Raw genomic sequence first — 19,659 nt, forward strand, 5'->3', positions numbered from 1 at the left:
CCACCTCACATTAGCTTCTATAGATATTCAAAAGTTTAGCGCATTGTTTCTCGATATTATATCGTTCGGCCGCCTTTTCCAACCTACATTTATCAGTTATTTCCACTTTTTTTCTTAATAGGGCGAAATATTGACTCCAAATTTTCCTATCCAAAGGAATGTAATTAATCAAATTCAGTCCCAAATCACATTCATCTGTAATATTATCAGCTACCAAGCATCTTAGCCCTGATACCTGTGCTTCAACAAGCGTAAGCGGTAGGCCTTCATGCTTAGACGGCAATACAAACACATCAAACATTTGGTAAATACTTGGCATATCTGACCAGCTACCTATAAAATATACATTCTCTTCAATTGACATTTTTTTTACTAACTGTTTCATTTGAGGGAGTAAACTTCCTTCTCCTACACAAATCAATTTTAAATATGGATTATCGTTGACTGCATCTGAAAAGGATTCTAATAAAAATTCATGATTTTTCTGATCTACAAATCTTCCAACATGCCCAATTATGATAGCATTTTGACTAATTCCAAACTTTGTTCTTAATGCACTTCCGCTACTTTCTGGCACGCTTAAAAATTTTTTGACTTCGACCGCATTGTTTACCACTACAAAATCGTTATTTCCATAAAATGCCTTACCCGCAACTTCTCCACAAGCAAGTTTTTTGTTTGCATTAAACTTTAGGAGCATTCTATTAATATTCAGTTTCATTGCACTTGTGTTAAAACTAGTATTATGTGAATGACTTATTCGAATTGGAACACCTGCCATTTTTGCTGCAAGTAACACCATTCCTTCCTGTATGTTCGTGTGTGCGTGAACGACATCGTAAGGACCATTGTTAATAATCGTCTTATACAGAATCAACACATACTTCAAAAAACCAAGTTTTCCCGCAGTAGGTAAATGTATCACTTTTGAACCATTGCTGATAACCTCATCTTCATATACCCCATTACCTCTACCATGAACAATAAAATCAATTTGGCAAATACTTTTGTCAATATGACGATAGTAATTCATAACCATCGTTTCAGCGCCACCATATGTTAGACTGCCAAGAACTTGCAATACTTTCATTTTATTTTCACACACTTCTTCAGCTTTTCATAGAATTTATTTCTTTTGACCTGCAGAATTTCGTTTGTATACTGCTTTGCAATCTCCAAATTTTCTCTACTTTTTCTCTCCAAATACTCAGGATCATTAAAAAGTTCTATTAATCGCTTTGCTAGGGCTTTGTCATCGTCAGGCCCAACTAAATCTTCTGGATCTAGTATTTCAGGAATACCTGCAACTGGAGTAGAAATGCAAGGGAGCGCTGCACCCATAGCTTCAATTAAAACTCTCGGCAATCCTGCAAAATGAGTTGGATAAACAAAAATATCAGCTTCTCGCAAATGTCTATTTACATCTGCCGCAGACGGAAGAAGTCCTATGAAATGAACATAGTTCCCTACTCCAAGTTGATCAGCTAGATTCTTAAAATGTGGAACCATAGGCCCATCACCAATAAATTCAATTTCTGCATCAAATCCATTTTCTCTTACTTTTTTTAACGCACGAATCATAGTTTCATGGCCACGATACTTTGATTGAATATGAATCACGACATGAGAAATTAACCAATGCTTTTTTCCTTTATATTTTTTTGGCTTACCAATATACTTACCACTATATTGTATTGTTGAGTAATGGCTCTCAAAATGCAATTCATCCGGTTTATTTATTCGTGAAAATGATGGATAATACTCTTGTAAGGTTCTTTTTGTTACATAAGCAACGCCATTAATTTTTCTATCTGCACAGGCATTTCTTACACATATATGGTTAAGCCAGCTTATAATCTTTCTTGGCTTGCTTAGAATAGAATCAACAAGCTCATCATGTAGGTTATATACAACTTCAATACCTTTGGGTTGTGAACACTGACGAGTCATAAGATATGCCATTTGAGCGGTAGTCGACGGCATCCGGTATAATACAACATCACAGCTTTTTTCAAAGCCATGTAATGAAGAAATAACTGCCCCTATATGTGAAAGAAATTCTCTTGGGCCCTGGAAAAAGAAAACCGGATAAATCTCAACATTTGGACCATCCACCCGTAAATACTTTTCTCCAAGAGGAAGCTCTTTTTCCTTAACTCTTGCTACAACTCTAACCTTTTCAAAGACATCAAAGAATCTTTGAAAAAAACTATATCCGTAAACACTAGTACACCAATATTCATTATTTGATGTTCGGAAAATATGTGCATCACAAACAACTGCAATTTTCATTTTTAACTCCTGTAATTATCTGCGCATATTCTTTACTATTTTTTGTCCGGCTAAAGGGGGAAAAATTGGCAACCACTTTTACATTCTTTTTTTTATTTTTGATTTCCAATATAGCTTTTTGGATTTCCAGCGGTGTATTACATTCAAAAAAACATCCTATCTCTTGAATTGATTTCAAAAAAAGTGACTCAGCACCAAAGCAAAATATAATTGGTTTTTGGCAAGCAATGCAAGTTGCTGTTTTACTCGGAAGAGCTGTTCGGTAGATGTTAGGGGCAAGAGGAATAATATTCACATCTGCCATGCTGTAAATACTGGGAGCAAGATCAGATGGTTGCATCGGCCAGAAGGAAACATTGTTTATTCTTTCTGCTTTGCGCTGAAGCCGTTCTTTATATATACCGTCTCCAAAGATGTGGAAATGAATATCACTTTCATTTTGCATCAGTTTGGCAGTCGCAACAACAATATCAACATTCTGCATAGTTCCAATATTGCCCGCATATACAACATTGAATGTATTCATTGGAAGATATTCTGCAATCTTTTTACTGTACACCTCTTCGTAGCAGTATGGATTGTCTGAGTAGCTCCAATTATATATGACCTGAATTTTCTTTGGATCTGCACCTTTTTCAATCAGCAATTCTCTCATATCTTCTGAAATTGTGATAAGCTGATCTGCATGACGATAAGCGTACTGTTGCTCTGCAGACAAAATTCTATATATAATTCCTTTTATGCTGCCAATATAGGCAGCGTTTTCTGGAAAGATATCTTGAATATTGTAAGTAAGCCGTGCTTTAGGCATAATATGCTTTGCTACAAATGCCATAAAGCCTGCTACAGTGCTTGACTGATTAAAAATCGCTTCATAATTTCTGTATTTTTTGATTAGTTTTCGACATTTCCACACATACTGTAATTCAACAAGGTATCTTGCAACAAAGTTACCCTTAGAAGCCAATTGGCATGGAACGCAATCCGTAGTAACACCAAGCTCTACCAGCCTTTTGGGAAGTTTAGGCAATGGTCCTCCAGTACTCTTTTGAATAATATGGACTGTATGTCCCTCTGTATACAAAGCTTGAACTATTGCAACTAACAAATGCTCCGATGGAGTTCTTCTATCAAAGTTGCCCGCCATCCACATAAGTATTTTCATTTAGATTCTCCGAATATCTTTTTAATACAAGTCTCAGTAGCACCCACGCCATACTGTACAAACTCGTCACGGAATCGTTTTGTATTCAGACACTCTGTCCAATAATTAACACTTCTGACTCGCTGCAGCAGCTCAGTTTCAGTCCGACAACTTTTGTTGGGATACTTCTCATCTATTGCAAAGTATGTACCACGCTCTGCCAGGTAGCTGTCATAGTCGTATGCATAGCAAAAAATCGGTCTGCATAAAATTGAATAATCAAACGCTATTGCAGAATAGTCCGTAATAAGAATATCCGCTGCAATCATCAAATCATTGACATCAGGATAATCAGAGGCATTACGGACAAAGTCGTTATATTCTACTCCCAGCACCTTTGTGGTCTGGTGATGGGCACGAAACAAAACAATATACTCATCCCCCAGTTCTTTTTTCCACTCATCGAAGTGAACCGGAGGCTTGATAGCATAGGATTTGCCGCCATCAGTGGATTCACGCCATGTTGGTGCATACAGGATAACCTTTTTCTCTTCTGGAATACCCAGTTTCTTTCTTATCCTGTTCTTTACAGCATCATCTATAAGCCATAGTTCCTCATTGCGGGGCATACCACAGCGAAGGTAACTGGACTCTTTTGCATTGAAAGCTCTTTTGAACACACGCTCATCATAGTCCCCCGAAACGGTAAGATAATCGAGCGTGTCAAAATTATAGTCCTTCCTCCCAGGGCAATTGTTACCGATAAGCTTGAGCGCAATACCGTGCCATGTGTTCAAATACACCTGATTCTTTTTCTTGAACTTTAGACCACGCTCAATGTTGGTATTCGTAATCCAGTACTTAGCTTTGAGTGCTATATTGAAATACGCAGGTGTATCAATTTTCACTGTGTCAAGCTCCGGAAAGTTTTCGGGGTTCTCAAATGCCCAAACACAACGATACTTTTTATATTCCGGATGAGATTGCATATAGTCATACAAAACTTTAGGACTGTCATTGAAGTTCTTGCCCATAAAAGAGACAAAGAGTACTAGCTTGTCATCCGTTTTTATGAAAAAACCCCATGCTTTGAAAACTAAGCTCATAATCACAATATATAGCTTTTGAATGAGCTTGTTGTGTTTCAAAATGTAAATCAGTCTATCCCTCATGATTTGTGTTTCTTTCTTCTTTCGTCAATTATTCCTGCTATAAACTTATTTATTACCACACGTTCGCTTTGTCACTGTGGATCAGTATTAATCTCCTCATGTGAAGTCATGCTCTTACCGTCAACCGCGTTCGCATCATACAAATCGTGCTTAATTTGGCTGGTGCTGATTTCCGGTGTTCTGGGCAGATATACAACTTCCACGCCCTCTTTTTTCAAAAAATCAAATTTACCTTTCCAGTCATCGCCCATAACAAAGGTATCCACACAATATTCATGCATATCTGAACGTTTTTGCTGCCAGTTTTCTTCGGGAATAACAAGATCAACATAACGAATTGCTTCAAGGAGCTGTTTTCGCTGCTCATAGGTGAAATAGGTTTTCTTGTGTTTCTCATTCCAGTTGAACTCATCAGAAGAAACGGCCACAATGAGATAGTCACCAAGAGCCTTTGCTCTTTTTAGCAGATTGATATGGCCATAGTGCAACAGATCAAAAGTGCCATATGTAATAACTCGTTTCATTCTCGTTCTCCTTGTATTTTTCCAAAGGCTTGAATCATCATTGATATCTAGCGCAGATTCGTCATCTCTGCTTTCTTCTACGTTGTATAAGCTTAGTAACAATCTTTACGCGCTAAATTATCGCAGAAGTAATCGGAGGCTCCATACTACTAATACTACTATTTGTCTTCATTTTCTGCTTCTCAACTCAATTCTTGCCGGACTTCCAATCGCAATACAGTTTCTCTGGCACATCTGTTATTACTGTTGTGTTCGCTCCTATAATCGAATTCTCGCCAACATAAATGTCGCCGAGAATAACCGTTCCAGCACCAATCAATACATTGTCACCTATATGCGGCGGCTTCCCATCATTAACTCCATTCGACCACTTACAGCCAATCGTCACATTCCCGAAAATCTTGCAATTATCTCCAATAATACAGTCTCTATGTACCACGCATCCAAGGCCATGATAAAAGAATACCGTGTTACAGCCTATCTCCGCTTCAGTGGAAATACTATTTGCATTTAATACATTGTATATCAATTCCAAAGTCCTTCCTACACGTCTGTACCCATGCGCATATAATTTATGAGATAGCTTCCACAATTTACTATTCATTTATTTCCTCCATGCATAAAAACATATCCTATCCGGATAGTATCCTCTTCATTCCCCGCTCATCGCCGTCGTTGCCCCTTCTGCGATCCCCTCCGTGCTCTCCGGCAAAAACAAAATCTTCACCGTCGCCAGCATAATTTTCAGGTCCTCAATGATGCTGGGATGTGCAATGTACATCAGGTCCATTTGCAGCTTATCGTAGGGCGTTGTATTGTACTTGCCATACACCTGCGCATACCCTGTCAGTCCCGCCTTGGCCTGCAAACGCAGTGCAAACTCCGGCATCTCCTCGCAGTATTGTGCTGCGATCTCAGGGCGTTCCGGACGGGGGCCGCAGATGGACAAATCCCCCTTCAGGATGTTGATCAGCTGGGGCAGCTCGTCGATGCGGCACTTGCGGATAATATGCCCCACCGGCGTGATGCGGTCGTCCTTATCGCCGGTCGAAAGCCGCGCCACACCATCCTTCTCTGCATCCACCCGCATACTGCGGAACTTCATGATTTCGAACGGCTTTCCGTCCTTTGTCAGGCGCACCTGTTTGTAAAATGCAGGCCCGCCATCCGACTTGATGGCAATGGCAGTTACCAGGAAGATGGGACTGGTGATCACCAGTGCAGCGAGCGACAACACAATGTCCATCGCACGCTTGATAAACAGATATTCAGGGTTTGCCATATATCGCCCGACCCGCAGCATGGGTAGGTGGAACATATGCATCGGATACGCACCGCTCATGATCACATCGCCGATTCGCGGGACCACAAACACACTGATGTCCCGCGCCACACAGTACTTCAAAATAATGTTCCGGTCGTGACTGTGGATACCGCTGAGAAATACAGTTTTCATGCCGTCCAGCGCATGCAGATCGTCCAGGCATTTTTTCACATGCATGCTTGTTCTGACATTGTATTTTAAGTTCAGGTCATACTCATTGATGAGTTTTTCCATCCCATGACGTTCATCGTAAATCACCGCTGTCGCCTGAGGCGGGAACGTGTCATAATACCAGCGATGCGCTATAAACGCCCACAATACAGCCATCACACACTGGCCCGCAATGGCTGCCATACCGGGTATCAGATTGCACAGTTTTGCGGAAAGCAAACAGATCACAATATAGATCAGTCCGTCGGTCGCCATGGCTGCCAGGATCTGGCTGTAAACCAGTTCTGAAACGCGCTGCATGGACATCAAAAAGGCATCGTATACTTTTCCAAGAATGATGTACAGCCCCGCATAGAGTGCCAGTATGCAGGCATGTCCCATCCAACCAAATGGAGTGTGAATATGTTTTGCATAGTAAAAAAACCAGCATACTGCGAACGGCACTGCAACGAGAAATACATCCAACAGCTTCACAACACGCAGCATCACATCGTGCTGAAATTTCGACATAGGTTTCCTCCGCAATCCTTCAATATCAAATACCCCTCAAAAGTAAGGGCTGCCTCCCTGCCACACGTTGTGTCTGGAAAGCAGCCCTTTTCGCAAGTCCTTACTGTCTTTTACACTTTTCTTCAGGCCGGCTGCCTTTTACCCCAAAGCCTTTTTCAAACTCAGCCCTGCACCTGTGTCCGGGCCATGATCATGACAGGCCCGGAGCTGTAGACGGTCAGGTACACAACGCCGTTCACGACGCGCACGGGCACGGTGCGGGAGTTGCCGTTGCGGTCCCAGCAGATCGCCACCACCTGGGTGCCGTCAGCCACACCAGGCACCGAAATGGCCACCTGTACACTGCCGCTTTCCGCAATGACAGCCTCCGCGCTGGCCGAGGCGGCCACGTCGTACAGGGCAATGGGAGCGTACTCACTGGCCGACGCGCCCACAGTCGTCTCAAAGGTTGCAGCAGCGGCAGGAGCCGTGGTTTCCAGCAGCTGCTCGGTGCTTTCCGCGTTGGTAACCTGGTTGTAAAGGTTATTCAGCTGACCGTTGGCCGCATAGCTCAGGCCGCTCTCGGTAGCAACTGCCGCCAGCTGTTCAGCCGTAGCACCGGGGTTGGCCGCTTCTACGGCAGCGTTGGCCGTCAGGGTCACCGAGACCGGTGTCACCTGGATCACCGCTGCTTCCGAGTCCTGCACCTGATCACCCGTAGGTGTAGTCACAGTAATGGTGCTGCCGGTGGTGGTCGTGGTGGTGGACTCGCTCACCTCCACCTCACTCTGGGTACGGCTGGGATGCCAATCGATGGCCAGAGCCTGGCTGCCCATGGCCGCCGCCATCACTGCCACCAGAGAAACGCTGGTCAGCTTCAAGATCCATTGTTTACGCATGTTACTTACCTCCATTGTCGGTCGTTTTTCCTGTATCTCTGGTATGACTACCGCCATATCCATAGCCATAACGGGAACCTTTGTAATAATAGCCGGAACGATAATAGCGATGATAATAGACGCTGGATCGCCCGCTTACATCGGCACGGTTGAGGACCAGGCCCAGCAGCGGCGTATCTGTGCGCCGCAGCATCTGCACCGAGTTGTCCACCACCTTGCGGGGCGTGTCGCCGCTGCGCACCACCAGCACACTACCATCGCAGTATCGGGCAATATTCAGCGCGTCGGCCACACTGGCCAGCGGCGGTGTGTCCACCAGGATGTAGGCAAAATGCTCTTTGCAGTAGTCCAGCATCCTGGCGAAGTTGGCGCTTTCCAGCAGGATAGTGGGATTGACGATGGCGGTCGTCACCGGGATCATATAGCCGTTGGGAATATTGGTTTTATAAATGATGTTTTGCACATCCGTCTTGCCCGCCAGATAGTGGGCCGCGCCCAGCAGCTTTTCTTTATCGGCGCTGTGCAGTCCATACTTGCGGCGCATCTCCGAATTGCGAAAGTCGCAGTCGATGAGCAGCGACGGGGTCCCCACCTCCGCCATCATCCGCCAGAGCTGCATGGCGATGAAACTCTTTCCTTCGTTGGGCACACTGCTGGTCACCATAATGGTCTTGATCTGGTCCCCACAAAAGCCCAGGTTGATCCGCAGCTGGTTGAGGGCCTCAGTCACCTCGAAGGACAGCTGCGGTATTCTGCTGATTTCCAGTTCCTTCATTTGGCACCTCTCTTTTTGAACCATCTGCGTTTTTTGTTCGCCTCATCGAATCCTCCCATATTTGTCTCAGGGATGGTGGCCAGAGGCTGCACGCCAAAATACTTTTCGATATCGTCCGGAGTGACGAAGGTATCGTTCATGAGATACCGCAGCAGCAGTACGCCGCAGCAGAGGATTGCTCCCAGCATCCCGCCCAGTACCACATTGCGGGCGGTGCTGGGGCTGGATTTTTCGGTGGGCGGGATCGCGGACTCCACCAGATTGGGTTCATCTGTCTCCATGATCTGGGGCAGGTAGATGCAGGCCTGTTCCACCAGCTCATTGGCGATGTCCGCCGCCTGCCTGGGATCAGGGCTGGTCACGGTGATATCCAGAATACGGGTATCTGTGGCGTTGGTGATCTGGATCATCTCGGCCAAAGCCCTTGTACTCATGGACTTCTCACCTTCTGCATCCATCAGTTCCAGGTTTTTGATCACATCCTCCAGCAGCGGCCGGCTGAGCATCAGTTCCTGATAATCCGCGGTCAGCTGAGCGCCGATCTGCAGATCGGTCAGGTCCACCACTGAATTGTTGGAGGCCGAAACGATGTAGATGCTGGACGTAGCCTTATACAGGGGGGTCATGAGAAATTTTGTCACCCCAAAGGCGATCCCTGCCCCCAGCACCAGACAGAGAAAGATCTGCCACCAGTGGTCCAAAAGCAGGTAGAATACCTCCACCAGGTCGATCTCTGTTGTATCAGCCCGCTGCTGCCGTACCACCGGCGTCTGTATGTTGGGCGATGCCATGTCATTGCGGTTTTGTTGTTCCATCCGTCTTCTTTCTCCTGCCTTCAAATTTCTGCATAGAACAGCTGTAAAATCGTTTCCTGCAAGCTGTCCTCATCCAGGTAGTAAGCCCAATAGCCGTCCTCCACTGTGTTTTCGCCATCGATGGTGAGCAAGGGCTGTTCTGTATAGGTTTTCAGTTTATCTGCGATATCCACTGCGGTGCCGCTGGCCATGTCCGTGATGACATACTCCGACAGTTCCTCATAAGCAGTGACCGCAAATTCCGGGTCCATCCCCCTCACCTTTTCTTCAAACGCAGTGAGGAACTGCCGCTGCCGGGCCATACGGGCCAGGTTTGTCTGGTCATCCACGTTCTGGCGCTGGCGAACATACTCGAAAGCCTGTTCGCCGTTGAGGGTGATGGTCTCCCCTTCCACAAGGGACGGGTCGATGGCGGAAAAGTCCGAGGTCACCGTCAGCGTCACACCGCCGATCAGGTCCACCAGGATGCCCACACCTCCCATATTCAGGGAAAAATATCCGTCGATGGGCTGATCGTCCAACAGCATGGACACTGCCAACACATTGTTTTCGCAGCTTTGCTCCCGGCCATTGCCATAGGCGTGGGCCAGAGCGATCTGCTGTTTGATGGTATAGGCCACCGTTCCCATCATACTGAGCACCGGCACCTCCACCATGCTGTCGCGGTTGATCTGCAGCAGCTGCCAGGTCTTGGCGGCGTTATCCAGCACCAGAAGGATCTGAGTATCGGCCTGGCCGCCAGCCACATAACTTTGAGTACCCACCGCCGGGCCCATGACGTCGATGCCCAAAAAGAGGTAACTTTCGAGATCCGGACGCTGCCGGTAGTTCTTGCCTTTATAAGTGATCTCCTTCAGCTCGGCGGCGGTACGGTGGTCGTTGGTGGTGTAGCTGTCCGAGGCGTTGACACGGTCCTGCTCATCGTCCATTCGCTGCAACAGCCAGGCCCCGCCGCCCAGAGCGGCCACGGATGCTGCCAAAGCGCCTGCCGCTTTCAGCACATCCCGCCGGCTGACCCGTTTACGTCCATACCGGCTCATGGTGCCTCCGTAGTGGGGATGGTGACCCATTCCCCATTGAGGTCGATTTTGGTGAGGAAGTCCTCTCCCAATTTCTGCATAACGACTTTTCTTCCTTCTTTCAGATTGGGCGGACGGGATGTCAGGTTATGACAATCGCTGCCCAGCAGAGGCATATGGGCCATCTGCAGCAGGTCCAGCGCCAGCCGCCGGGTGCCCCAGCGGAGCAAACTCCCCGCATTGACTTGCAGCCCGATGGGCAGTTGCGCCAACTGCTTCAGCTTGTGTTTGTTGGACTTGCTGAAACAGAATCGCTCGGGGTGGACCAGTACCACATCATAGCGGCGGTCCAGGACCAGAGCCTCCACCGTCTCCACCTGGAGATCGGTCCAGTCGGTAAAGGGCATCTCCAGCATGAGGGTCCGGGTGTCCCGGATGCACAGCGGCTCCAGGTCCCGCTCCTCCATGTGAGAGAAATAGGTCACCTCCGCCGCCGGGAGTACCTGAGGCAGGTCATCCGTCATGGCAGCGGACAGGCGCTCCAGAGCCTCCGCCCGCCGGGCGCAGAATGCGTCGATCCCTTCATGGTGCGCATAATAATGGGAAGTGGCGCAGACCACATCCACGCCCTGTTCTGCCTCCCGCCGCAGCATGGCCAGGGATATTTCCACCGATTGGCTGCCGTCATCAAAATCCGGCAGGATGTGGCTATGTAAATCGATCGTTTTAAGCTGCATGGAGCTCTGTCCTTTCTGTTTGACCCAGGAGCTGCTCCAGCTTTTGGCGCTGATCCGGCGTCAGCTTTTCAGGTGTATCCTGCAATCTCAGCACACCATTTGCAGGAACACATCCATTCAGTTTATCGGTACATCCCAGAGGTTTCTTCCCGTCTGCCTTGCAGGGTGCAAAATTCCTGCCGGCCCAACGCTCGCCTTTGTCCAATCCTGCCAATGACTCAGGCTGCCACTCATCCCCTACGATTCCAATACACTTTCCACATTTTTCTGTGCTATGCTGTGCGAAAGCCTTGTCGAGGGCGTTCCAACGCTTCGCCTTTCTGCGCATGTCTTCGGGCTGTTTTTGGCCTGGATCCAGCAAGCTCTGCGCTCCTTCACACCGGCGCTTTGCGCCGGTTCGATGCGATTTTGTGCAGCTCTCGCCTGTGGGGCAAACAGCATCCATTTTGCTGCATGGCGGCATGGTCCACCCGTTGTGTTCGGATAAAACCAACGCCATGCCCTTTCCTCCTTTGTACCCAAAGGTATCCTCCATCTGGAAAATGGAGGATACCTTTTACTGCTGAATGTATATGTATTTTAGCATGGTTTCGAGTGTTTTGCAAGTAGAGCGAGTTCGTCCGCAACCAAAATCGTGCAATGTAACAAACGATTTTTGCGACCCTATACCAATATTTTACAGATCGCAAGAACGGCCATGTAATAGACTGTATGATTTATGTAACGAAATGCAGTAAGGAGAGATCAATATGGCAAGAAAGGTTCAAAACAAAAGCAGCTCCAAGATGAAATTTTCAGAACTTGCAGCGCAGTGGCTTTTGTCGATTTCATGCGGGCTCAAAGAATCCACCCTGGCTCATTATCATTATACGTTGGAACGATATCTTTTGCCTGTTTTTGGCGGCGACACACTTGCGGCTTTGAACGAGCAGCGGCTGGAGCAGGGCATTTTGCAAGTGATCTCCGCAAAGAACGGCAGGCACAAACCACTGGGTGCTTCCTCCTCCCGGGAGTGCCTGACCATGTTGCGCCGCATCTGCAAATACGCTGCTCACCTGCACTTGATGCGGACGGTGGAAGTGTTTGTCAAGCTGCCCCAGATGGAATCCAACCAGACCAAGCCTTTTTCCGACCAGGAACAGGCGGCGCTTCGGAATTTTGTATTGGCCGCCCCGACGCCGCGCAAAGTAGGCCTTTTGCTGCAAATGCAGCTGGGACTGCGCATCGGAGAAGTATGCGGTTTACAGTGGGGCGATTTTGACTTCAAGGCCGGAACCATGACCGTCCGCCGCACGGTAAGCCGCATTTACTGCGGCGTCGGCTGCACCAAAATCGTTGTTCAAACGCCAAAAACAAAGAGTTCCGGACGTGAGATCCCGATCCCTCACGATCTGGTCATTTTGCTGCGCAAGATGCGGGGCAGCGCCAGCCCGGACACCTGGTTTCTCTCAAGCAGCACCGAAAGGCCGGTGGAGCCTCGCTGTTACCGCAAGAGCATCCAGAGCTATCTGCGCCGGGCCGGTGTTCGCCGGGTGCACCCCCATGCCCTGCGCCATACGTTTGCCACCACCTGCCTGCAAAACGGCTGCGACATCAAGACACTGAGTGAGATCCTGGGCCACGCTGATGCCAACGTGACGTTGAAACGCTATGTCCATTCGGACATGAAACGCAAGAGGACCGAGATGCAGCGGATCTTTTCGGCTGTATGGAAAAAAGGTCCGGAAAAACTACATACGCCAGCCTGACCTGTACCTCCATTTTCCAGATGGAGGATACTTTTCTTTTCCATCTTCTGCGTTTTACCATTCATTTTTGTTTTCGACCCGTTAATCCCCCATCGTATGGATGGAGCGCGCGCATTTATACGCGCTTGCGTATACGCGTGTGAAAAAATTTTAGTATCATTTTCTTGAGGTGAAATGTGTATGACCGTAAAAGACGCTGTTGCCGAACGCTTTCAGGAACTCTGCCGCCAGCGGGGCATCTGTCCCAATGAACTGGCCAACCTTGCCGGGATCACCCCCTCCACTGTTTACAGTATGCTGGACCCCAGCCGGCAGCAGGTCTCCATCACCACCATCAAGAAATTGTGCGATGGCCTGGATATCACGCTGGGGCATTTTTTCTCCTGTGCGCTGTTTGATGGACAGAAACAGGAATTTCAGTGAGAATACCCCTGTTTCGGCGAAACATTTTGCATTTTTCGGAAACGATCGGGTCGCGCCAATCCTCCCTGCTGCAATCGATTATACATCCATCATCGAGATGAAAGTTGTTGAGAAAACACGGCCGGAACGGATCGTTGCGCAGATCCTTTGATCTGAACGACAGGCCCAACCAGCTGCCTGCCATTCATCGCAAAGAACGCTCCAGCGATAAAGCCGGCTGGCCGGACTGGCAGGACGCCAGCTTGGGCACTCCTTTCTTAAAAGGTTCCAAACCGATTTTCTTTTTCTTGACAGAAAAGAGATTTGTTATGGTATAATAGCCCAAAGGATGTTATTTTCAATCTGTGCGGAGCGCCGGCCTTGTATCGCAAGAGCGAAGCGACCATGGTATAAGGTTCTTCCCCGGATGAAAGGAGTGGTCTGGATGTGCTATCTTCTTCTCAATAAAGATATCGTCTGGTTGTCATTCCGGTGCGAACGAAATGAATACCTGGAAGTCACAGCCCAGGAAGAAGTTTGGTACACAGAGAAACGGCCTTTTGGCTATACCAATTTGACCGATTTTCTGGAACGCCGGAAAGCGCCCAAGCATCGAGCCCACATTGCCGAGCTGCTCAAGCAATACGGCTGTCAGGAACTGGACGGCTATCTGGATGTGACCCATGCGCTGTCTCTGAACGACACTTTCTGGGTCAAGCGGGTGGATTCTCCCTTAAAATGGAGAGAAGTTTCTCTTTACCGCAATCCATTCAATGAAGTGATTTCGGAGGCGGCATTTGATGGTTCTCTGAGCAGTTCCACCTTTTTCTCCACCTCGCCAGAGTTCAGCACAGATGGTCAGTATGCCAAGTGCTGGATGCGGGAGGGTGATACCATTTGGCTCTACAAGACCGGCGGTGTTTTTGGTCTGGAACCACTTTCGGAATATCTGGCTTCCCAGCTGGCAGCCTGTCTCTGCCCGGATGCCGTGACCTACGATCTGGGGTTCTATCATGGTGTGCTGATCTCCAAATGTCCACTGTTCACCAGCGAAACGTCTGGCCTTGCCAAGGCAGCCGTTTTGACCAAAGACCGGACCATTTCCGGTTTTCTGAAATACTTTGAGAGCATTGGCAGCGGCGATGCCTTCCGCCGGATGTGTATTCTGGACGCTCTGATTTTGAATACTGACCGCCACAGCGGGAATTTTGGTGTTCTCTACCAAAACGATACCATGCAGGTTCAGAAGATGGCTCCGGTGTTTGATAATAACCGAAGTTTGCTGTTTGATCTGGATGACGACCAGCTGAAGAATACTGACTGGTGCATCCGGCATTGTTCCCCCCGGCTGGGCGTGGATTTCATCGCCACGGCCAGAGGCTTGATGACGGATGCCATCCGCAGCGATTTAAAGAATTTGCGAAGCTTCTGCTTTGAACAGCATCCGAGCATCCCGGCACCGCAGGAACGGCTGGACTGTTTGACCCAAATTGTGCAGCGCCAGCTGCAGGAGATTCTAGCATAAGCATTCTAAATTTTGGGGTTCTTTTCGCAACGCGGAGTGCGCAAGCAGGGCAGACTGGTACCAATCTGCTATTTTTGCATCGTACCTCCTCTGGCCGTGCAAAAATGCTTGTTGGGAGCTTCCCAAACCCTTCTCAAAACTGCATCCGCTGGATGCAGGCTGCGCGTTCCTTCGGAACGCTTCCATTTCCATACAAACAAAAAAGCACGCCAAAGGCCGACGCAAAATCGACCTTTGGCGTGTTTCGTTTACCGGCTCTGCTGCCGGTCCGGCTGCGGTGTCTCTTCTGCGAAGAATCGCTCGATATTTTTCTGTGCCCGCAAAAGCCGCTGCATCTCCTCCCTGGCTTTGCGGTATTCCGGGTAGACCTCCTTCTTCTGCATGAGCAGCTCGGCATACTCGGCGTTCAGGTCCTTCACCTTGGGCAACTTTTTGATACCCTGCTTATCAAAAAATTCTTTGGCTGCCTGATGCAGCAGAATCTCTGCTTCGTGCTCGGCGCGGAACTTTTTGCTGTACCCGGCCTTACGGTAGGCGGCATATACATCGTGGGTCTTGGCGTACTGGATGATCTGTGTCCTCAGTTCCGCTATTTCGGCCATCCGCTTCTCTGCGGCTTTGATCGTCTCCTGCAATTCATGGAAACGTTTGACTGCCACATCAGCCTTGTCGTTCAGCTCATCCATGTTGGTGAGCTTGTTCTCCTGCAAGAAGATCAGCGTTTTGGATATTTCCTTCAGGTTGAACTTCTTGGCCCACCGCTGGTAGCCGGTCCCCTTGTTCTGCTTCGCGGCAAGGTCGATCAAGAGCCGGAAAGTATCCTCTTTGGCTGAAACCTCCGGCCTCTGCCGCGGCTTGTGCTCTGCCCTACCTTCCAAAACAGCACGAATTTCTTCCTCACTGTAGCCTGCACCCAACGTCCGAAAGCGGATGAACCGTTTCTGCCGCTTCCCTTTCACCGAGGTATGCTTGCCCCGCTTGACCTCGTAGCCCTCCTGTTCCAGCTTTTGCAGAAAGGCGTCAAAGTCGGAAGGCTTGTCTCGCAAGATGTTGTCGATTACCGCGCAGAGGTGGTCGCGGTTGCTCTCCTTGGGCGGGTAGAGAATACGTTTTTGCCGCTCGCGGTAGGGCTTGGTTTCAATCACCGACAGCTTGTGCTCCAAACAAATCACATCACTGAGCCGTTGCACTGCCAAACCCGACAGCCAGAAGTCCCGGAACTTCCTGCTGCCGTCCATGGAGGTAGAGTTATAGAGAATGTGATTATGAATGTGCTGACGGTCGGTATGGGTACAGACGAAAAACTGGTACTTGCCTTTTGTCCAGCGCATGGCCAGCTCATAGCCCACCTTGTTGGCTTCTTCCGGCGTGATCTCGCCCGGCTTGAAGGATTGCCGGATCTGGTAGGCAATGACGTTATTTTTCTGGCTGCGCCCAGTGGATTGCTCGTATTGCCGTTTGCACAAAAGAAATTCCTCATCCACTGTCAATGGGCTGCACCCGTAGCTGCTGACCATTTCGCCGCCGGCGGTTTTCTCCGGGTTTTGGGCGTAATCGGTGCGGCTTTTCAAGCAGGCTGCAACGCTCTTGCCTTTGTTCTGATGCAGCGCAATGAGACGTGTGGCGGCCAGTTTTCTCACCCCCTTTCGGATTTGTGCCCACCTGACCGCAGTATAAAAAATAAGCCGCGGCCCTTGCAAGGATGTCGCGGCTCATAGGGCGGCCAGCTGCGCCAAAATTTGTTTGGCGAGACCGATCAATTCATCCAACCGTGCCCGTAAGTCCTCTATGTCTGTCTGGTAAACGCGGCCGCTCTCGTTGGCACGCTTGGCGTACTGGTTCAGGTTGTTGCTGCACATTTGCAGCAGATAAGCCATCCAGTTCACTTCCTTCAAATCGAGCCGGATGCAGTAGCCATCCAGCGCCATTTTCCGAAGGTATGCCCCGATGCTCACAATGCCCAGCTCCGCCATCTTGACGTGAATGCGGTCCAGTTCCGGCTTGCTGACCCGGAAGTGCAGCTGCTGGTCGCGGCGGTTTTTCATACCCTTTCCCTTTCCAAAAGAAAAACAGGAGCAGATGATTTTCATCTGCCCCTGTCCTGATATTGGGCGTTATTCTGTTTCTGACGACTCGTTTTGTGGGTTCTGCTGTTCTTTCAAAAGAGCAATACGTTTGCTGTCCACAAAATGTGTAGCATACCACTTTTCAATTTCCGGGTTTTCGCTTTTACTGAATCTCAGCGGGATCACAGGCTTTTTGCCTTGTCCGCCCTTCTTCTTGACACCCCACCGTTTGTAATAACAAAAGGACGGTTTCAAATTTGCTTTTTGTGCGTACACTCGCATCTGGTGCAAAACCAATGACAGCTTCTTTAAATTTGCCGAACAAACACGCTCCAGATAATCCACCTTGCCAAAACGCCAATCCTCATATTTTTGCTTCGACAAAATGTGCCCCCATACCCGAATTGACGAACAGAAAAAAGAGTCGTAAACTGGAAAGCAAAGGAGCACACGCTATGGAACAGAAGAAAACGAAAAAACGAACCGCACCCCCACGGTACGACGATGCGTTCAAAGCCGGAGCCGTACGGCTGGTGACAGAACAAGGCCGTCAGCCAGTGGAAGTGGCCAAAGAGCTGGGGATCTGCATCGACACGCTGCGCAGCTGGCTGAAAGCCTCCGGCGTTCAGATGGGCCAGGTCAGCAGACAGAACCGGGAGCAAAAGCGCATCCGGGAGCTGGAAGCAGAGAACCGCAGCCTGCGCAGGCAGCTGGGCGAGAAAGACGAGGTCATAGACGTCTTAAAAAAATCCGTCGGCATCCTGTCGAAACCGTAGAGGAGAGATACCGCTGCGTCCAGACGCTCAAGCGTCAGGGAGCCTCTGTGGAACAGGCATGCCGGGTATTGGAGGTATCCCGCAGCGGGTATTACGGCTGGAAGGCAGAGAAAATTTGCAGGCGCAGGCTGCAAAACCAGGCGCTCCGGCGCCGGCTGATCGAACTGCATGAGAAGTATCCGGCCATGGGGCTGGACAGCCTGTACCGGCTGCTGAAGCCGGAATTTGGCTGCTCCCGCAAACGGGTGCACCGGCAGATGCGCCTGGCCGGGATCTCCTCGGCACGCAGAAGGGCTTATAAAAAGACGACCCATTCCAATCACAGCCATCCCATTGCGCCCAACCTTTTGCAGCGGAACTTTTTCTTTGACCGGCCCGATCAGGCCTGGGTGGGAGATATTACCTACATTCCCACCGGAGAAGGCTGGCTCTATTTAGCCATTGTCAAAGACCTGTGTACACGTAAGATCGTCGGTTATGCCTTCTCGGACAGAATCGATACCCAGCTGACACTGGCAGCCCTGGATATGGCGTATCGCCGCCGTAAACCTGCCAAAGGTCTGATCTTTCACAGCGACCGGGGCGTCCAGTATGCCGCCTGGGCCTACCGGGAGCGCCTGGAAACCTATGGCATCCGGCAGAGTATGTCCCGCCGCGGCGACCCTTATGACAACGCCGTTGCGGAGAACTTCTTCAGCTGCCTCAAGTGTGAACTGGTCCACCTCAAGCACTATCCTACAAGGGAAGCTGCACAGGACGATGTCTTTGCCTATCTCGAAGCCTTTTACAACACCATCCGCCCCCATTCTGCCCTTGGCTGGCGTTCGCCTGCAAGTTTTGAAGCTGAACTTGCCGCTTCCGCCGCCTGATTGCAGTACACTTTATCTCTGCGTTTTTATTCGGCTTTTTCATCCTGTTTTGTGTCCGTTTTTGGGGGAAGGGCTCACTCGATCTTGTACCCTTCAAGGTCCACATGGACTTGCAACGGGATATCTTCGTCGCCTACGGTGGTGTAAGCGATGTTCACCCTGCTCAAGTCGCTGAAATCCGCCTGCGAAGCGTATTCGTAGGCGCAAAACTCGTCGATCAGGGTCTTGGCATAGTCCAGCTGGCCGGCCTGCAGAGCATCTGCCCGGCTCTCGATGCAGTTCCAAATTTCCTCCATGTGGCTGCTTTCCAAATGGTCAAATTCTGCATAAACATCGGCCAGCGGTGAGGACGATGAGAGCAAAGCCGCCGCTTGGGCATCGGTCAGGTCGTTGTACTCCAGCGAAAGCAGAATGTCCTCCCGCATGACATACTCATAGGCGTGGTTCAAAATCTCCTGCGGCGGCTGGGCCAGCAGCCAGTCCCGGAACTGCTCCTGTTCCGCAAACATCTGCTTGTAAAGAGTAGTATTCGGTTCTTCATTCGTATTCATGTCACCTTTCTCCTTTTTGCTGTCTAAGAAAAAATAAGAATTTTTGTTTGCCCGATTATCTGTTCTTAAGTGTAGTATATGGTTGAAATCTCACTTTCTTTGGTTGAAATGTTCATGATTTTCAAGTATATTATATTTAATAAAATCGGAAGGAGGCATGACAATGAACTCGACCAAAGTGATGCTTTCAGCAGTAATGGTGATGTTGTTGTCTATTTTTATTGCTTTGGTAGACATAGGCAGAAACACATGGTTGAGCGGTGTTTCGATAATCTTGGTGGTATTAGCAATCATCATCTTTATTGTCGGCCTTTTTATAAAGAAATAGGTTCCTTCAAGCGATATAAAGGGCAAGCAGATA

The 19,659-nt window shown here is 48.9% G+C and carries 23 protein-coding genes; 6 read left to right on the forward strand and 17 right to left on the reverse strand.

The features are described 5' to 3' along the window. Positions 1–10: 10 nt before the first annotated feature. The 13 genes from B5E66_RS08620 to B5E66_RS08680 form a co-directional block, all read right to left on the reverse strand. Positions 11–1,090, reverse strand: a complete 1,080-nt coding sequence (locus B5E66_RS08620; protein ID WP_087231550.1) for a glycosyltransferase family 1 protein — start codon at positions 1,088–1,090, stop codon at positions 11–13. Beyond that, on the reverse strand, positions 1,087–2,292 hold the full coding sequence (locus tag B5E66_RS08625) for a glycosyltransferase family 4 protein (RefSeq protein WP_087231553.1): 1,206 nt from the start codon (positions 2,290–2,292) through the stop codon (positions 1,087–1,089). Before B5E66_RS08625 ends, B5E66_RS08620 begins: the two co-directional genes overlap by 4 nt. Then, on the reverse strand, positions 2,270–3,457 hold the full coding sequence (locus tag B5E66_RS08630) for a glycosyltransferase family 4 protein (RefSeq protein ID WP_087231556.1): 1,188 nt from the start codon (positions 3,455–3,457) through the stop codon (positions 2,270–2,272). The genes B5E66_RS08625 and B5E66_RS08630 overlap by 23 nt, the downstream gene beginning before the upstream one ends. After that, positions 3,454–4,608, reverse strand: coding sequence for a CDP-glycerol glycerophosphotransferase family protein (locus B5E66_RS08635; RefSeq protein ID WP_087231559.1), 1,155 nt, complete (start codon positions 4,606–4,608; stop codon positions 3,454–3,456). Before B5E66_RS08635 ends, B5E66_RS08630 begins: the two co-directional genes overlap by 4 nt. Before the next feature lie 71 nt (positions 4,609–4,679). Then, positions 4,680–5,132 carry a glycerol-3-phosphate cytidylyltransferase gene (tagD, locus tag B5E66_RS08640; protein ID WP_087231562.1) on the reverse strand — a complete coding sequence of 151 codons (453 nt, stop codon included), beginning with the start codon at positions 5,130–5,132 and terminating at the stop codon, positions 4,680–4,682. Between the two features lie 187 nt (positions 5,133–5,319). Beyond that, on the reverse strand, positions 5,320–5,736 hold the full coding sequence (locus B5E66_RS08645) for a serine O-acetyltransferase (RefSeq protein ID WP_206393050.1): 417 nt from the start codon (positions 5,734–5,736) through the stop codon (positions 5,320–5,322). A 48-nt stretch (positions 5,737–5,784) separates the two neighbouring features. Continuing rightward, positions 5,785–7,137, reverse strand: a complete 1,353-nt coding sequence (locus B5E66_RS08650) for a sugar transferase (RefSeq protein WP_087231565.1) — start codon at positions 7,135–7,137, stop codon at positions 5,785–5,787. A 161-nt stretch (positions 7,138–7,298) separates the two neighbouring features. Beyond that, the gene (locus tag B5E66_RS08655) at positions 7,299–8,015 is read right to left on the reverse strand and encodes a hypothetical protein (RefSeq protein ID WP_087231568.1); all 717 of its coding nucleotides are present in this window, start codon (positions 8,013–8,015) and stop codon (positions 7,299–7,301) included. A gap of 1 nt (position 8,016) precedes the next feature. Then, positions 8,017–8,790 (reverse strand): CpsD/CapB family tyrosine-protein kinase, encoded by a 774-nt coding sequence (locus B5E66_RS08660; RefSeq protein WP_158098346.1) that lies wholly within the window; start codon positions 8,788–8,790, stop codon positions 8,017–8,019. Next, positions 8,787–9,605 (reverse strand): YveK family protein, encoded by an 819-nt coding sequence (locus tag B5E66_RS08665; RefSeq protein ID WP_087231575.1) that lies wholly within the window; start codon positions 9,603–9,605, stop codon positions 8,787–8,789. Before B5E66_RS08665 ends, B5E66_RS08660 begins: the two co-directional genes overlap by 4 nt. 20 nt (positions 9,606–9,625) lie before the next feature. Then, positions 9,626–10,645 carry an LCP family protein gene (locus tag B5E66_RS08670; RefSeq protein ID WP_158098349.1) on the reverse strand — a complete coding sequence of 340 codons (1,020 nt, stop codon included), beginning with the start codon at positions 10,643–10,645 and terminating at the stop codon, positions 9,626–9,628. Next, on the reverse strand, positions 10,642–11,361 hold the full coding sequence (locus tag B5E66_RS08675) for a CpsB/CapC family capsule biosynthesis tyrosine phosphatase (protein ID WP_087231581.1): 720 nt from the start codon (positions 11,359–11,361) through the stop codon (positions 10,642–10,644). Before B5E66_RS08675 ends, B5E66_RS08670 begins: the two co-directional genes overlap by 4 nt. After that, positions 11,351–11,860, reverse strand: a complete 510-nt coding sequence (locus tag B5E66_RS08680; protein WP_143406959.1) for a hypothetical protein — start codon at positions 11,858–11,860, stop codon at positions 11,351–11,353. Before B5E66_RS08680 ends, B5E66_RS08675 begins: the two co-directional genes overlap by 11 nt. A gap of 250 nt (positions 11,861–12,110) precedes the next feature. Here B5E66_RS08680 and B5E66_RS08685 point away from each other — a divergent pair, with 250 nt between their 5' ends. The 3 genes from B5E66_RS08685 (at position 12,111) to B5E66_RS08695 (ending at position 15,036) form a co-directional block, all read left to right on the forward strand. Then, complete coding sequence (locus B5E66_RS08685; protein ID WP_087231586.1) at positions 12,111–13,109, forward strand: tyrosine-type recombinase/integrase; 999 nt, start codon at positions 12,111–12,113, stop codon at positions 13,107–13,109. A gap of 180 nt (positions 13,110–13,289) precedes the next feature. Then, complete coding sequence (locus B5E66_RS08690; protein WP_087231589.1) at positions 13,290–13,532, forward strand: helix-turn-helix domain-containing protein; 243 nt, start codon at positions 13,290–13,292, stop codon at positions 13,530–13,532. Between the two features lie 424 nt (positions 13,533–13,956). Beyond that, on the forward strand, positions 13,957–15,036 hold the full coding sequence (locus B5E66_RS08695) for a HipA protein (RefSeq protein WP_087231593.1): 1,080 nt from the start codon (positions 13,957–13,959) through the stop codon (positions 15,034–15,036). 248 nt (positions 15,037–15,284) lie between these two features. Here the strand turns inward: B5E66_RS08695 and B5E66_RS08700 are convergent, their stop codons facing one another. From B5E66_RS08700 to B5E66_RS08710, 3 genes are all read right to left on the reverse strand, one after another. Beyond that, positions 15,285–16,667, reverse strand: a complete 1,383-nt coding sequence (locus tag B5E66_RS08700) for a relaxase/mobilization nuclease domain-containing protein (RefSeq protein ID WP_087231685.1) — start codon at positions 16,665–16,667, stop codon at positions 15,285–15,287. A gap of 81 nt (positions 16,668–16,748) precedes the next feature. Continuing rightward, entirely contained in the window at positions 16,749–17,081 is a 333-nt protein-coding gene (locus tag B5E66_RS08705) for a plasmid mobilization protein (protein ID WP_087231596.1), read from the reverse strand. Between the two features lie 69 nt (positions 17,082–17,150). Further along, a complete protein-coding gene (locus tag B5E66_RS08710) occupies positions 17,151–17,486 on the reverse strand; it encodes a hypothetical protein (protein ID WP_446718507.1) in 336 nt (111 codons plus the stop codon). Between the two features lie 71 nt (positions 17,487–17,557). Here B5E66_RS08710 and B5E66_RS08715 point away from each other — a divergent pair, with 71 nt between their 5' ends. Beyond that, positions 17,558–17,878, forward strand: a complete 321-nt coding sequence (locus B5E66_RS08715) for a transposase (RefSeq protein WP_158098347.1) — start codon at positions 17,558–17,560, stop codon at positions 17,876–17,878. Further along, positions 17,851–18,747 (forward strand): IS3 family transposase, encoded by an 897-nt coding sequence (locus B5E66_RS08720; RefSeq protein WP_242958140.1) that lies wholly within the window; start codon positions 17,851–17,853, stop codon positions 18,745–18,747. Before B5E66_RS08715 ends, B5E66_RS08720 begins: the two co-directional genes overlap by 28 nt. 74 nt (positions 18,748–18,821) lie before the next feature. Here B5E66_RS08720 and B5E66_RS08725 read toward each other — a convergent pair whose 3' ends face one another. After that, on the reverse strand, positions 18,822–19,298 hold the full coding sequence (locus B5E66_RS08725) for a DUF3848 domain-containing protein (RefSeq protein WP_087231606.1): 477 nt from the start codon (positions 19,296–19,298) through the stop codon (positions 18,822–18,824). Between the two features lie 163 nt (positions 19,299–19,461). Here B5E66_RS08725 and B5E66_RS13105 point away from each other — a divergent pair, with 163 nt between their 5' ends. Beyond that, positions 19,462–19,626: a hypothetical protein gene (locus tag B5E66_RS13105; RefSeq protein WP_158098348.1), complete on the forward strand. Its 165-nt coding sequence runs from the start codon at positions 19,462–19,464 to the stop codon at positions 19,624–19,626. Positions 19,627–19,659: the final 33 nt, after the last annotated feature.

It is taken from the genome of Faecalibacterium sp. An121 (assembly GCF_002160915.1).
In the GTDB taxonomy this organism is placed as follows: Bacteria; Bacillota; Clostridia; order Oscillospirales; family Ruminococcaceae; genus Faecalibacterium; species Faecalibacterium avium.